16 protein-coding genes and 1 tRNA gene are annotated in these 13,975 nt (G+C 42.2%); 9 read left to right on the forward strand and 8 right to left on the reverse strand.

Features of this window, described 5'->3' with window-relative positions:
- Positions 1–336 precede the first annotated feature (336 nt).
- From H7992_RS22055 to H7992_RS22070, 4 genes are all read right to left on the reverse strand, one after another.
- Positions 337–849, reverse strand: coding sequence for a hypothetical protein (locus H7992_RS22055; protein ID WP_187046049.1), 513 nt, complete (start codon positions 847–849; stop codon positions 337–339).
- Complete coding sequence (locus tag H7992_RS22060) at positions 833–1,618, reverse strand: phage portal protein (RefSeq protein ID WP_187048015.1); 786 nt, start codon at positions 1,616–1,618, stop codon at positions 833–835. Before H7992_RS22060 ends, H7992_RS22055 begins: the two co-directional genes overlap by 17 nt.
- Positions 1,614–2,000: a terminase small subunit gene (locus tag H7992_RS22065; protein ID WP_370569919.1), complete on the reverse strand. Its 387-nt coding sequence runs from the start codon at positions 1,998–2,000 to the stop codon at positions 1,614–1,616. The genes H7992_RS22060 and H7992_RS22065 overlap by 5 nt, the downstream gene beginning before the upstream one ends.
- Before the next feature lie 83 nt (positions 2,001–2,083).
- Positions 2,084–2,590 (reverse strand): hypothetical protein, encoded by a 507-nt coding sequence (locus tag H7992_RS22070; protein WP_187046050.1) that lies wholly within the window; start codon positions 2,588–2,590, stop codon positions 2,084–2,086.
- Between the two features lie 394 nt (positions 2,591–2,984).
- On the opposite strand from H7992_RS22070, the gene H7992_RS22075 reads away from it, so the two are divergent.
- Genes H7992_RS22075 through H7992_RS25180 form a run of 3 tightly spaced genes read left to right on the forward strand, consistent with a single transcriptional unit; the run spans position 2,985 to position 4,169 of the window.
- Positions 2,985–3,179, forward strand: coding sequence for a hypothetical protein (locus tag H7992_RS22075; RefSeq protein ID WP_187046051.1), 195 nt, complete (start codon positions 2,985–2,987; stop codon positions 3,177–3,179).
- Positions 3,139–3,939, forward strand: a complete 801-nt coding sequence (gene xerC, locus H7992_RS22080) for a site-specific integrase (protein WP_187046052.1) — start codon at positions 3,139–3,141, stop codon at positions 3,937–3,939. Before H7992_RS22075 ends, xerC begins: the two co-directional genes overlap by 41 nt.
- A gap of 35 nt (positions 3,940–3,974) precedes the next feature.
- The gene (locus tag H7992_RS25180; protein WP_187046053.1) at positions 3,975–4,169 is read left to right on the forward strand and encodes a tyrosine-type recombinase/integrase; all 195 of its coding nucleotides are present in this window, start codon (positions 3,975–3,977) and stop codon (positions 4,167–4,169) included.
- A gap of 50 nt (positions 4,170–4,219) precedes the next feature.
- Here H7992_RS25180 and H7992_RS22090 read toward each other — a convergent pair.
- Positions 4,220–4,292: transfer RNA gene (locus H7992_RS22090), tRNA-Ala, on the reverse strand.
- Between the two features lie 68 nt (positions 4,293–4,360).
- On the opposite strand from H7992_RS22090, the gene H7992_RS22095 reads away from it, so the two are divergent.
- Positions 4,361–5,380 (forward strand): DUF2804 domain-containing protein, encoded by a 1,020-nt coding sequence (locus H7992_RS22095; RefSeq protein WP_067213330.1) that lies wholly within the window; start codon positions 4,361–4,363, stop codon positions 5,378–5,380.
- Positions 5,381–5,668: 288 nt separating this feature from the next.
- Entirely contained in the window at positions 5,669–6,139 is a 471-nt protein-coding gene (locus H7992_RS22100; protein ID WP_067213334.1) for a YusW family protein, read from the forward strand.
- 290 nt (positions 6,140–6,429) lie between these two features.
- Here the strand turns inward: H7992_RS22100 and H7992_RS22105 are convergent, their stop codons facing one another.
- Both H7992_RS22105 and H7992_RS22110 read right to left on the reverse strand, forming a co-directional pair.
- Positions 6,430–8,259, reverse strand: coding sequence for an ABC transporter ATP-binding protein (locus H7992_RS22105; RefSeq protein WP_187046054.1), 1,830 nt, complete (start codon positions 8,257–8,259; stop codon positions 6,430–6,432).
- Positions 8,240–9,982: an ABC transporter ATP-binding protein gene (locus H7992_RS22110; protein ID WP_187046055.1), complete on the reverse strand. Its 1,743-nt coding sequence runs from the start codon at positions 9,980–9,982 to the stop codon at positions 8,240–8,242. Before H7992_RS22110 ends, H7992_RS22105 begins: the two co-directional genes overlap by 20 nt.
- Before the next feature lie 238 nt (positions 9,983–10,220).
- On the opposite strand from H7992_RS22110, the gene H7992_RS22115 reads away from it, so the two are divergent.
- Genes H7992_RS22115 through H7992_RS22130 form a run of 4 tightly spaced genes read left to right on the forward strand, consistent with a single transcriptional unit; the run spans position 10,221 to position 12,900 of the window.
- Positions 10,221–10,601, forward strand: coding sequence for a GntR family transcriptional regulator (locus tag H7992_RS22115; RefSeq protein ID WP_187048017.1), 381 nt, complete (start codon positions 10,221–10,223; stop codon positions 10,599–10,601).
- Positions 10,588–11,496, forward strand: coding sequence for an ATP-binding cassette domain-containing protein (locus tag H7992_RS22120; RefSeq protein WP_187046056.1), 909 nt, complete (start codon positions 10,588–10,590; stop codon positions 11,494–11,496). Before H7992_RS22115 ends, H7992_RS22120 begins: the two co-directional genes overlap by 14 nt.
- Positions 11,468–12,217: a hypothetical protein gene (locus H7992_RS22125; protein ID WP_067213344.1), complete on the forward strand. Its 750-nt coding sequence runs from the start codon at positions 11,468–11,470 to the stop codon at positions 12,215–12,217. The genes H7992_RS22120 and H7992_RS22125 overlap by 29 nt, the downstream gene beginning before the upstream one ends.
- Positions 12,217–12,900 carry a hypothetical protein gene (locus H7992_RS22130; protein WP_067213346.1) on the forward strand — a complete coding sequence of 228 codons (684 nt, stop codon included), beginning with the start codon at positions 12,217–12,219 and terminating at the stop codon, positions 12,898–12,900. Before H7992_RS22125 ends, H7992_RS22130 begins: the two co-directional genes overlap by 1 nt.
- Before the next feature lie 162 nt (positions 12,901–13,062).
- Here the strand turns inward: H7992_RS22130 and H7992_RS22135 are convergent, their stop codons facing one another.
- A complete protein-coding gene (locus H7992_RS22135) occupies positions 13,063–13,962 on the reverse strand; it encodes a DMT family transporter (protein ID WP_187046057.1) in 900 nt (299 codons plus the stop codon).
- Positions 13,963–13,975: the final 13 nt, after the last annotated feature.

The raw sequence follows: 13,975 nt of genomic DNA on the forward strand, positions 1-13,975 counted from the left end.
GGGGAAAGTCAAGTGATTTTTTAAAAATCAAAAAAGTAATTTCGACGACAATACCACAGCGGTAAATTACGGTGTGAATGCACATCGGGAAATGAAAAAGATATTGCTTTTGACATAATATCTTTTTTAATCTGACTTTTTGTTTTATGCGATGGAGGCAACCTTATGACATTTGTTGTAGGGTTGCGCTTTTAATTTATCGTAATACTCCACGATATGATTTCCACCGAATCGTCGCTGTTTAATCATGTTCTGAACGTTGAATAGATGACTGTGTCTTGGCAAAAAAAAAGCGGCCCTTCCACAATAATTTGGAGGACCGCTTTTACTTTAGTCTTATTTCTTTGTATCAAACAAAACAGCTAGTCCTACTATGTCATCTGGTGCCAGTTCTTTGTTTTCCCACTTGGTGCGCCACGATTCAATTGTATTGATATAACTGGTCTTAGTAGCTGTAATTTCAGCGTCTGCGATAATCTTGGACTGAATATATGTGTTTTCCTTTAACGCTTCCAGACGAGTGATACGGGCACTATACGCCGGTGCATTCAGTCGGTTCAGCATTTGTCGCTTGATAGCGGGATCTTGGATATCGTTGATTTTTGACTTGATAGATTCCCATTCCACTTTGGTAATCGGTTCATTCAATATCTTTTGAGCCTCTTCAGCAGATAGGTTCCCATCCTTAGCAAACTTGTCGAATATCTTCTGAGTTTCTGCAGCTATATCCTTCTGAGCTTTATCGTAAGCTGCATTGACAATTGGCACGGTTGAATCTGCACCTCGGTGATACTCAGCCATTCGTTGTAATGACCGTTTATCCCAGTAGGCGTTACTCCTCGTCTTCATCGCCTGTCACGTCCTCTGGTGGATCTATCGGGTAACCGAATTCCCTTTGAGTTCGTTTCAACTTTTCTTCCAGCTGCACTTTAACCCTCTTGATTTCTTCCGTTGGTTCTTCGATAAACGGAATCTGAGACAATAGCGTTTCATCACTTGCGAAATCTCTCAGCGTAACAAGTTCTTGAATCGTAACCTCGTTCTCTGGGAGGTTTCGCGTCAACGTGATTATCACGTCTGACATGTCCACCGCTTTCCCTTTGACGCCGAGGATATTAGCGAATAATTTCAATCTCTCCCGCAATCCCTGCACGAAATAACGCTCCTTGATGACTGCCAACTGCTCTAATCCTAACAACTTATATTTCATGGCCACTCCGGAAGATTGTGCCGCAAAGTTCTCATCTGTCAGATTCGGGACCATGCTGAATTCATGGATGTCGGATTTGATTGCATCCTTCAAAACTTCTACTTCTGTTTCGTTTAAACCTTTCACAAGCCAAGAAGCATCAGCTCCCACTTCTGGAAGTTCTAGTATCTTGTGTTTTTTTAGCATCCTAGCCGTTGTAGCCATCTCTTCTTCGTCATCCCCGAATGAGAATCCAACTACTTTCAATATCGCATCAACGAGCTGCTCTTTATCATTCACTCGATCCGATTGCAGTATGTTATATGCATCGATTAAGCTAATCTGTTGCTCATAGTCGCCCTGTTGCTCCTCGTTGTTCGAGAACTCAGTAACCGGAACTGCGTTGTAATAATGAGGTTCTTGATCAATTGATTCGTAATCTTTTCATACCGAGGTGTTTCCCGATAAGCTCTGTTGCTTTATTCGCTCCACTACTATCAAACTGATATTCACCCGATGGAACGAGTCCCTGCCCTTCGTGATTCCATTCCATTACCGGTTCAGCTTGCATTGAGCGGTCTGAAATATCCATCAGTCTCTTAAGCACCCAATAAGCATCGAGATTCAGTCTGTCTGCTCTCGTTTTCTTCAATTCTTCTATACGCGCGACAATATTAACATTCGTCAACAATCTGCTAGCTTGAGATGCTGCCGTCCTTTCGCTATACCCCGCTCGAATGGCTGCCTGTGTAGCATTCAGGTCAACCAAGTACTCATCAATGAACATCTGTTGCCTCGCATTAAACTTCACATCAATCACCACCCCCATCATTCTAGTTGCATTTTATGACATAGAAAAAGCACCACGTAGGATGCCTTTGATTTAGTGGATATTTATTTTAATCGTTTCTCGATTTCTTCAGTCGAAAAATAATCCATATCATATTCGTTCGTTTCCTTTTCAGTGCGGTTCATGCTGATCGTTCCGATATCGACATATTCAATTGTCAGCACTTCCCAACCTTCATGGTTTAGTAACTCGTCAGAAGCTTGGCTATATCTAGTTACGGCTAGATCCTTAGCCGAGAATAACTCATTCGGTGCAATTTCGATGACTACTTTTATTTCGCCATCCTCTACAGATGTACTAGCTAGCTTGTCCTCTTCTCCCAAGCCGGAGTCTTCAATAATTTCTTTAATTTCGTCAGGTGTTATATATTCCTTCACTTTTTCGGCTTCATCGATTTCAGTTTCAACTTCTTTATCTTCTTTTTTAACTTGAGTTTCGATTCCTTCGACGTCTTCCTCCTCAGGTGTCTGTTTTAGTTCTTCTTTCGTAGAATCATTGCCACACGCCGTCAATAGTAGAGCAGCCATAAATAAAAATAATATTCGCTTCAACTTAAATCCCCCACTATTCTTTTAGTCCATCATACCTAATGCCGAATAAAAAGAACACCCGCATATCAATCCAGTTGCACTTTATGACATAGAAAAAGCACCGCAATGGGTGCCTTCCCTTTCGCGAACTTTCTAATCAGCTGCATTTTATTAAAACTCTTTAATAGCAGCTTCTAGAGCGCGTATGATTTCAGAATAATTTTTCCTGCTACTCTCACAAACTGTAAGTGAAGCTGTAACTAGTTATGGTATCCCTATAGAGCTAATCAGAAGCCTGTATGGTAAAAAATTTTAATTGAAAAAAGAACACTCACTCCCATTTAAGAAGGTGATGTAAGGGGAAGTAAATTTAATATTTTTTATTAAATGCTTATATAAAAGGGAGAGAACTATCATGGCTTACTATAAGGACTTGAAGAATGGAAGTTATCGACTGTTCGTCGAGGCTGGGAAGGATTTGAATGGAGAACGGGATAGACGAAGCAAAGTAGTATGGCCATCAGGTCCCCGTGAACTAAAAAGGATGATGCTAGAGTTAAATCGAGGTTTTGGACACGCCGGTTGCTGCATCGAAGAAAATGAGTTTTAAGGCACTCGTGGAGTATTGGAAGAAAAATTTTGCAGAAACAAACTGGGGATCAACAACATATTCTAAAAATATGTCGGTTCTAAAAGAAGTTCTTGAACACTACCACCCAAAGGATATCAGAGAAATAGAAACAGCTCACTTGGTAGAATATTTCACGAAAGAAAAAGATGATGGTAGAAAGTCGCTCGTTAAAAAATACGAAATAATAAAAAGCATATTTAAAATGGCTACCAGATGGAATTTGTTTGAGGAGAACCCAATGATCGGTGTGGATAAGCCCAAGCATCACACAAAAAAACGTCCCTTTTATGACGAGGACGAGATACACAAAGCTTTAGGAGTACTCAATCACGTCCAGGAGCATCAGTCGTTAATTGTTAGACTTGCACTGTTCGGAGCATTACGAAGGGAAGAAATTGCCGCTATTGTTACTGATGTAATTAACCTTAAAAACAATAGTATCCACATTAAACGGGCACTCGTGTGGACAACTGAAAAAGGATTGGAATTGAAGGCGACAAAGAACGAGGAAGACCGGACGATAACGTTACCAGTATCACTTATAACAGAGCTAAATGATTACTACCGATCACAATTGAAAATTCGGTTGGAACTTGGTACGGCCGATAATACTATAAAGGACCATGAAGGTATAAATGTACATCTTGTTTTCACGCAGTTAAACGGGAGTATTTTAAGGCCCGATTCAATCACTCAGTTTTGGGGACGAATTGTTGAAAGATATAACCTAAAAAAATAAGCTTCCACGACCTGCGACATAGTTCCGCATCATACATGATTAGCCAGGGTATTAATATGAAGATCGTCCAAGAGAGACTAGGACATAGAAATATAAAGACTACACTTAATATTTATAGTCACATTACACAAAAAGATGACGAGACAGCCAGTGATGTGTTTGACCGAAACTTTATCAGTCCGGCACAACCCGGGCACATTCTAGTCAAAGACAAGCCTACATCAGATTAAATTCCGATTAATTACACTTACAAACGTTGCTGTAACAACGTTGATGTATATGGAGCATAGGGGGCTCGAACCCCTGACCTTCACACTGCCAGCGTGACACTCTCCCAGCTGAGCTAATGCCCCGTATCTTTGATACAATAAGAAGTATAGCAAGATGATTTGAAAAAGACAATAGGCAGGGGGAAGTCTATATGCAGCATGCAGAAAGAGAAATTACCGAACCCGTTGCGTTATGTGACAACAAAGGGTTATTGAATCCAGAAGCAATCGGCTTCGCACGTCAGCCTTTCATCCAGAGCAATCTCAAGAACCACTTCATGCGGAAGAAGAAGTGGAATTATTGGTGTGTGTACGGGGAAGATTTGTTATTTTCCGCAACGATTAGCCATCTTGATTATGCAGCTGTCTGCTTTGTCTATATTTTAAATTATGAAACGCAGCGATTTTATGAAAAGCAAATAACGATTCCAATTGGGCGCAATGTGAAGATGCCTGAAAACGTGTTGGATGGCGTTAAATTCGTGAATGATAATCTAACTGTCCAGATCATACATATTCAAGGCGAAACCCATCTGTCCGTGACAATCCCAGACTTTGATAATGAAGTACTACATGCAGATTTCCATATTGGTCATCCAATTAACGATGAATCATTGAATGTTGTTATACCCAGGAGCAGGGACGTTTTCCAGTTCACAGCTAAGCATCATTCATTACCAACATCCGGGTTCGTTAAAATCGGGGACAAACGGTACGATTTCAATCCAGATTATAGTTTTGCTGTTCTCGATTACGGCAGAGGAATCTGGCCGCGAAAAGCAGAATGGAACTGGGCGATGGCATCTCAGCGTCTTGGTGGTCGTCGCATTGGACTTAATTTCGGTGGTAAATGGACGGATGGGACAGGCATGACTGAAAACGCGGTGTTTGTTGATGGTTTGATGACTAAAATTCATGAGGATGTTCTATTTACATATGATAATAAAAACTTCATGATGCCTTGGAAAATTCGAACGAAGTTTTCAGATACAGTCAACATAACATTTACACCTTTTTTTGAACGTGTTTCCATGACGAATGTCCGGTTAGTACGCACGGAGGTCCATCAAGTTGTCGGTTACTTCAACGGAACAGTACGCTTACATGACGGCTCCACCCTACAAATCCGCAACATGCTTGGCACTTCGGAAGAACATATCGCGAAATGGTAACTAACACAATTATATTCGCACATTATACATTACTTTTACTAGCCGGCTTAAATGCCGGTTTTTTTATACGATAAAAAAGTAAAATTGTATTTCACCTTGAGCAGTGGGTAGGGATTGAACTACATCCCCACTCTCTGCAACAGGGAAACACTAATTTAAACTACCTTCCTTTAGTTTAACGCCCTCCTGCGCTTACACTTTTCTTATTTGTACAAGTATTTTGTTTAGAAAGTGGATTTTAAGGCAAAATAATAGATAAGACAATGAATCCGAAAGGCAGTGAGTATTTTGAGAAAATTGAATGCTGTAGGTACAATCGTAATTACAGGTGCATTGCTGATGGGCGGATGCGGCAACTTCGGGAAAAATGCAGATAAGCCAAACCGTGAAGAAGCAATTATTATTAATGAAGATGAGAAAGCTGGCGGATCCATCGAAACCGGTAATGGATTCGGTTTTTCGTCATTCGATCTTGAAATCGATGTCGATGGTAAAGATGCAATTGATGCTGATTACGATGTGACCGAAAAAGCAGATGCAGATTATGAAAATAAACTGAAGAATATCAAACTAAAAGATAATAAAGCGATGGATGAGCTTAGTAAAATGTTTATAGAAATTCGTATCACAAAAGATACACCCCAACAAGAAGTGATTGATAAGATTCTCCAATGGTATGGTTTGGATACTTACTCAAAGTTTGACCTTGATGTTGATTTTGACGATGGTACGTTGCTCGATATTGAAGACGTAAAATAATAAAAGGCTACAAGGATATAATGTCCTTGTAGCCTTATTTTGTGCCGCTTCCGCTTTTCTAGACTGTCCAGACTACAGCGCCTAGCTCGCTGTGGAAAAGATGAAAGACCCATAAGCCAAAGGGCGGCTTCCGGGTCTTTCCCTTTTTCCTTCACGAGCTACACAGGCGCTTGCGCTTTTCTATACTGTCCAGACTACAGCGGCCAAACGCTCGGGTCATAAGTCGTTCCAGATATGCGGCAAAGTACGCCGCTCCGCCGGCACGCCTTATGCAGGCCGCTTGCGCTTTTCTATACTTTCGATTCTAGCAACATGTTGTAAAATACACCTTGTTGTTCAATCAATTCTTCTTGGCTTCCGGATTCTATCAGTTTCCCTTGCTCCATGACATAAACGGTATCGGCTTTCCGTACGGTATTCAGTCTATGCGCAATAACAAAACTAGTTCTGCCTTCCATAAGGCGATCGAGTGCTTCTTGGATTTCTAGCTCTGTAACTGTATCGATACTACTTGTGGCTTCATCAAGAAGGAGTAGTACTGGATCTGCAACGAGTGCTCTTGCAATTGACAGCAACTGCTTCTGCCCTTGTGAGATCTCGCCGCCATCTGCCGTCAATATAGTCTCATAGCCATCTTCCAACCGACTAATGAAACTATGCGCATTGGCCTGTTTTGCCGCCTGAATGACTTCTTCATCTGTCGCATCAAGTTTTCCATAACGAATATTTTCAAGGACTGTTGCTTCGAACAGAAATGGATCTTGCAAGACAAATGCCGTTTGGCTACGAAGCGTTTGCCGCGGCAACTTGCTAATCGGGATACCGTCGATATAGATTACTCCTTTATCAACTTCATAGAACCTAGCAAGCAACTGCATAATTGTGGTCTTCCCTGCGCCCGTGGCCCCGACAAATGCCGCTGTTTCCCCCACCTTCACACGAAATGATAAATTGTCAATTGTATAGCCATCGGTTTCGACTGCATAACCAAAGGAAACATCTCGGAACTCAACGTCCCCCTTGAGGATCATATCCGTATATTCCGTCGCTTCATCCTTCTCGACTGGTTCATCCATAATCTTAAAGACTCGCTCTGCTCCAGCTATTGCCGATAGCACTGTGTTAAATTGGTTTGCAAGATCATTAAGTGGGCGTGTGAACTGCCGTGCAAATTCAGAGAAAATGACGATTGTCCCCACCGTTATAACACCGTCCCCTCTTAACGCAAGCAATCCACCCACCCCTGCAATAACCGCAAAACTCGCGTTGTTCAACAGATTCATTACTTTGGGGATAAAACCTGAGTAGGTCAACGCCCAAAAACCCGTTCGTCGAAGTCGCTCACTCTTCTGCGCAAACTCTTCCATTACACGTTCTTCCTGCGAGAATGCTTTGACAATGCGCTGGCCAGAAATCGTTTCTTCAATCATGCCGTTTAACTCGCCCACTGCTTGCTGCTGTTCTTTAAATAAAGGTCCCGTACGGCGCGTAATCCACCGAATCGCTACGAACATCACTGGAACAATGATCATCGTGAGTAGTGTCAATAACGGGCTTAAGTAAAGCATGACCCCAAGCGTCCCGGTTAGTGTCAAGATGCTCGAAAATACTTGGATGAAAGACGAGTTCAGTGTTTGGCTAACGTTTTCAATATCATTGGTAATTCGGCTCATCAGTTCACCGTGCTGCCGTTTATCAAAAAATGTGACTGGCAGCTTTTGAAGATGAGCAAACAAACTCGTCCGTAAACGAAAAACGGTTTGTTGTGCGACGCCAACCATCCAATAGTTTTGAAAATACATCGCTAGTGATAAGCCTACATAGATAGTGATAAGCCACCCGATACTGCCGCCTAAACCCGCGAACTTCATCGGAATAATATAATGGTCAATAATTTTACCAATCATCAATGGCCCAAGCAGCGCCAGGACTGAACTGACAAAAACAAGCGTGAGCACAGCAATGAGTTGCCCCCGCTGTTCATCGACAAGTTGCCAAATCCGGAAAAGAACTGATTTCCAGTTACTCGCACGTTCTTTTTTCTTCTTCCCAGTACCATTAATATCTTCCTTCGATAGAATCGGCTCGTAGCCGAACGGTTTACGAATTGCGCGTAACATCGGCTGCCACCTCCTCATCGGATTGGGATTCCGCAATTTTCTGATACAGTGCGGACTGCTCCATCAAGTCGTCATGTGTTCCATAGCCGACGACTTGTCCTTCATCTAAAAGGAGGATTTTATCAGCCCCTTGTGCGGTTCGGATTTTCTGTGTGACAACGAGCATCGTCGCTTCTTCCCCTTCAAGCGCATCCCATAGCGCCGTTTCCGTTTTCACGTCAAGTGCACTTGTGCTGTCATCGAGAATCAAGATAGATGGTTTCCGAACGAGCGCCCTTGCAATGGATAATCGTTGTTTCTGACCACCCGATAAGTTGACGCCTTTCTGTCCGACCCTTGTGCCATACTTTAACGGGAACAGATCAATCGATTCATGGATTTGTGCTTTTTTAGCCGCCTCTTCCAGTTCGTCGACATCCGCCTCCATATCGCCCCACGATAAGTTATCCAAAATCGACCCTGTAAATAAAATCGATTGCTGCGGTACGAGTCCAATCGTATCCCTCAAATCTTTCAACGGCCAATCCTCTACTTCTGTTCCACTAACATAGATCTTCCCTTGTGTTTTTTCAAAAATACGTGGAATAAGATTGAGTAATGTAGATTTTCCAGACCCTGTTGCCCCCATAATGGCGAGCTTTTCTCCCGGTGAAACATGGAATGACACGTTATCTAAAATCGGTTCCAGCTTACCTGGATATATGAACGACACGTTGTCGAATTTCAAATCACCTTCATTGCGTAACAGTCCTGTACTTTCCGAACTATGGAGTTCCAAGTCTTCATTCGCAAGCAGAACTTCTTCCATCCGTTCAGAAGATGCTTTTGCACGCGAGAATGCCACAATGATGAATGAGAACATCGAGAACGCACCTGTCATGCGCATTGCATAGTTAACAATCGCTACTAGTTCCCCCACCTGCGCGCCGCCATCACGCACTTCAATAGCTCCGAACCATAGTACAGCCATCAAACTTGCGTTCATAACAAACAACAGGATTGGCAAGATTAGTTCCATCATCCGCATCGCTTTTACCGTATCTTTTCTTAACAGATCAGATACTTTTGAGAAGCGACTCGCTTCATAAGCCCCACGTAAAAACGCTTTAATAAGTCGTACAGCCTGTAAATTTTCTTGGATAACACGGTTTACTCGGTCAAGCCTGTTCTGGACATGCGAAAAATAACTGACCCCTTTTTTCGCCATGAAATAAAGAAAGATCAGCAGAAACGGAGCCCCAACTACAAGAAATAATGCTAGTTTCACATTGACGAAAAAAGCCATAACTAAACTTCCAATTACGAGTAATGGTGCACGCATCATAATCCGAAGTCCCATAAATAGGACGTTTTGAGCCATCGTGACGTCACTCGTCAACCGTGTGATGAGTCCCGATGTCGGGAACCGAAGAAATGTCGCCATGGTAAACGCTTGTACTTGACGAAACAATGCCTGTCGTAGATCAAATCCAAAACTTTGCGCCGCATGTGCAGCAAAGAATGAATTAATGACCCCCGAAAAAAAAGCCACAAACGCCAGCGCCATCATCACGCTTCCCCACGTCCAAATAACAGCCTCATTTCCAGCCATAATGCCATCGTCGATAATTTTAGCGATGAGCAACGGCTGAATTAGCTCTACAGATAATTCCAGTAACATAAGAAATAACGCAATAACGATTGGCCATTTATATGGCCAGGCATATGAAAAAACTGTTTTCATCTTTTTGACCCCCAAAAACTCTTTCGTTTCACGAATTACTTCTCGATAGAACTTATTATGACACAGCGACCCAATTGTGTATAGCCAATTCGACTGAATTGTAGGTTATCTTAAAATTGATTGATGTTGACTACAAGTGATCACATTTCATGTATGAGTTGTATTTCATTTCCAATTAACGTATAGTACATTACAACAGTAATGCACTAACGATTAGGAGGTGCCACCGGTGCTTAACATGGACGGCTCGAAACCAATTTACGTCCAAATTGCGGAGTGGATTGAAACGGAAATAATTGACCGCACCCTTTCCCCCGATGAAAAAGTCTATTCACAATACCAACTCGCGGAAATCTTCACTATTAATCCAGCAACGGCTGGCAAAGGACTTACGTTATTGCTCGAAGCGGAAGTTGTCTACAAGCGACGCGGCCTAGGAATGTTTGTCGAGCCTGATGCTCGCGACAAACTACTGTCTAAACGCAAAGAAGATACTCTGCGGAGACTTATTCGGGAATTGCTCAATGAAGCTACACTTCTTGGTGTCGACGATTCACATCTGCTGTCAATGATTGAAGCAGAGCGAGGAAAAAGGGGGAACAAATATGACGGTAATTGAATTTATTGATGTAACGAAAACTTATGGTAGTCGTACTGTGTTGAATAAGATGAATTTCAGCATTCGACAAGGTGTTCTTACGGGAATCATTGGACGTAATGGTGTCGGGAAATCTACGCTGATGAAAATCGTTGTAGGACATACTCAAGCTACGTCTGGAGATGTCCATGTTTTTTCAGTCAATCCATTCAACAGTTTGAAAGTGTCTGCGAATTCTATTCTTGTTGATGACTCAATGAGTTTTTCGGACAAACTGACGTTGAAGGGTATTCTGAAAGAGGCAGGTCGTTTCTATCCGAACTGGGATGGACCACTTGCACAGCGATTGTTCGATCATTTCAGCTTTCATTCGAATGCTCGGCAGATGGATCTTTCTAAAGGGAAGAAAAGTACATTCAATGCCATTATCGGTCTTGCCTCCCATTGTCCACTGACGATTTTTGATGAACCAACCACTGGTATGGATACAGTCGCACGGAAAGACTTTTACCGTGCATTACTAAAAGATTATATTGCCCATCCACGGACTATTTTAGTATCTAGCCATCACCTTGAGGAGATAGAAGACTTGCTTGAAGATATTCTATTAATTCACAATAAAACCGCCCTTTTTCACGGTCCTACAACGGATTTGCAAGGGATGTTCGTCAGCTTAATTGGGAAAGAAGAAAAAATAAGTACCTTTATTGCGGATAGAGAAATTTTCAGCAGCCAGATAAATGGTTCTTTCAGTGAAATACTCGTCAAAAACACTTTCACTTCTGATGAAAAAGTAAAGCTACACACACAAGACATCCAACTAGTCCCTGTCTCGGCGGATGATGCATATGTTGCACTGACAACCGGAACAAAAGGAGGAATCGATCATGTATTTAACGGAACCCCGGCTGACTGATGTCGTAAAAAAACAATTTCTTCATAAATTGAATGCCTATACTGGTGTCTTTAGTTCACTTCTTGTTATGCAACTGATTGGTATTTTTTTAGGTTTTGGAACCGGAAGTGGTGGTTCCACTTCCGGGGGTACACTGACAGTAGACTATAGTTCTTCAACCGGAGATATGCCCGTTGTCTTCACACTTCTCTGGGCGTTTTCAATGGGCATCCTTGTCACTACATTAGCTTATCGTAACGATGCTTTTTCTTTCGTATCCAATCGACTTAGCCACAATATATCCAGCTTTCTGTTTTTACTGTTCGCGTCCGTCATCGCCGGTACCCTAGCAACCCTTGCAGGTTCAATCATTAAGTTCATCTCTTTATTTCAAAGTAATCCTTTGTTCACCGAAACATCGGGACTGTTCAGTTCTCCAATCGACTTTTTCACCATGGTCCTAACTTCGGTTCTTTACACCGTGCTGTTTGCAAGTTTGGGTTATGTAGTGGGTTCATTCATCCAGCTCAGCAAGTTCGTTCTCCCACTCTTAATTGCAGCAATCGTTGTGATTCCGCTACTCCAATTAAATATAGGCGGGCTTGACCTGATTGCAAGTATTGTTTCTTTCTTTGGTACTGAAACATCGTTACTATTTTTCCTTTTGAAAATAATCGTAACAGTTATCATGCTTTTCGCCATTTCCATAGGCGTTACAACTAAAACGGAGGTGAGGAAATAATGTCCGGTCTTTTATCTCTCATCTTTATAGCCTTAATTATCTGGTACTTCTTGCAAGGAAGAAAAAAACCAACACGGCAGATAAATAAAAAGTGGACGTATGTTTTTTTGGTAACATATGCAGTCATTTTAATCATTGCGGCGATTTCCGTAGAACTAGTTGACAGTAAATCATTTACCACTCAACCGAAAGCGAAATCAAATGAATACCTTAATCTTCTAACGAGCGCTATACAAAACGGGGATATTGAGTCCATTGATTCTTCCAATATTCTCGACAAAAGAACACAGATAATAGGAGATATACTCCTTATGAACGCACAAGGCTATGAAATCAATTCAACAATTATTGTAGAACGTAAAAGTGAAAATGATGGATTAATTGAAGAAACACTCATTAAGCCCCTTCTTCTGTTGGACGATTACGATTTCTCAAACCAACTTAAATACAAAATACCAGAATGGACAACAGACTCGGTCACGTTCCTAGAACCACCCCTTACCGAAATAACCTATACCACTTATCAGGAAGCCTATCTGTTAAGTCAGTTCACACATACATCCCGACAAAGGAATAATTCTCACCACACTTCGGAGCGCCAGATTGCTGTACATCTGCTAGTTCCAAAAGATTTGATCATCACCGCAGACGAACATCTTTACATCAACTACATCAATGAATAAGAAAAGCGCAAGACGCCGTTTAGCCCCGAAAAGCGCTGGAATTCTTGAGGATAAAGGCGTATTATGCCTTTTCAGCAAGACTGAAGCAACTCGAAGTAACTTATACTTTTTACCTTTAACAAAAGGACCGGCCCCCCAACGGGAACCGGTCCTTCTACTATTCTATGTTTTTGCCCTACTACCCGCAACCGACAGCCAAGTCACCCCGATAAGCATAATTATCGCCCCTGTCAATTGCCACATGCCAAGTACCTGACCGAACCAGATAACGGAAATAACCATTGCTGTCAGCGGTTCAAAGCTCGACAATATGCTCACTTCCACTGGTGATATGTATTTCATGCTACTCATGAATAAAATAAAGGCAACGGTTCCTACGATAATGACGAGGAGGAGCATGCCCGCTATAGTCCAATCTGCTAAATAGTCCAAGTGGGTCACAACTGTCAATGGATTCAAAACGAAAAGCGTTATCCCCCCTATAATCATCCCCCAGCCAATGGATAGCAAAACCCCCCATTCCTGCATCAGCCGGACGGGATATAACGTGTAAAACGAGAAGGCAAAACCAAGCGCAAGTCCCCAAAAAACAGCAACTTTACTCATTGCAAAACCAGCAAACGATCCGTCAGTCAATAGGAGGAGTAATCCTACTAATGTCACGAACATTCCAAGCACCTGCACGATCGGTGGCCAGGTCTTTTGTGACGCTGTTACAAATATGATAATAAAAATCGGTGCCAAGAACTGAAATAATGTCGCAATTACTGCATTACTCGTATTAATGGACGCGGCAAATGTGTATTGGACCCCGAGCATGCCAAATACTCCGAAAAGAAGAAGTTGGCGTGCCCATACTTTTTGTCTCCATGGAAGAGTGATGCGCTTCCCCTGCATCTTCAGCATAGCTAGTAAAAATGAGCCTGCGAGTAGGAGGCGAACTGTCAGCATGAAGGAAACTGACATCTCACTGTGTAGCAACATCCATTCCATCATAGGACCCGTTGCCCCCCAAAGTACCGCACCTGAAACAATTAGGGCAATGCCTTTTAATCTATCCATGTCTTTCCACCTC

The organism is Sporosarcina sp. resist, from assembly GCF_014302295.1.
Taxonomy (GTDB): domain Bacteria; phylum Bacillota; class Bacilli; order Bacillales_A; family Planococcaceae; genus Sporosarcina; species Sporosarcina psychrophila.

Excerpts from the sequence above, each read along its gene's own strand:
- H7992_RS22095 (WP_067213330.1), top strand. The coding sequence starts at position 4,361 with ATGCAGCATGCAGAAAGAGAAATTACCGAACCCGTTGCGTTATGTGAC.
- H7992_RS22115 (WP_187048017.1), top strand. The coding sequence starts at position 10,221 with ATGGACGGCTCGAAACCAATTTACGTCCAAATTGCGGAGTGGATTGAA.
- H7992_RS22110 (WP_187046055.1), bottom strand. The coding sequence starts at position 9,982 with ATGAAAACAGTTTTTTCATATGCCTGGCCATATAAATGGCCAATCGTT.
- H7992_RS22130 (WP_067213346.1), top strand. The coding sequence starts at position 12,217 with ATGTCCGGTCTTTTATCTCTCATCTTTATAGCCTTAATTATCTGGTAC.
- H7992_RS22105 (WP_187046054.1), bottom strand. The coding sequence starts at position 8,259 with ATGTTACGCGCAATTCGTAAACCGTTCGGCTACGAGCCGATTCTATCG.
- H7992_RS22075 (WP_187046051.1), top strand. The coding sequence starts at position 2,985 with ATGGCTTACTATAAGGACTTGAAGAATGGAAGTTATCGACTGTTCGTC.
- H7992_RS22055 (WP_187046049.1), bottom strand. The coding sequence starts at position 849 with ATGAAGACGAGGAGTAACGCCTACTGGGATAAACGGTCATTACAACGA.
- H7992_RS25180 (WP_187046053.1), top strand. The coding sequence starts at position 3,975 with ATGATTAGCCAGGGTATTAATATGAAGATCGTCCAAGAGAGACTAGGA.
- H7992_RS22125 (WP_067213344.1), top strand. The coding sequence starts at position 11,468 with ATGTATTTAACGGAACCCCGGCTGACTGATGTCGTAAAAAAACAATTT.
- H7992_RS22120 (WP_187046056.1), top strand. The coding sequence starts at position 10,588 with ATGACGGTAATTGAATTTATTGATGTAACGAAAACTTATGGTAGTCGT.
- H7992_RS22135 (WP_187046057.1), bottom strand. The coding sequence starts at position 13,962 with ATGGATAGATTAAAAGGCATTGCCCTAATTGTTTCAGGTGCGGTACTT.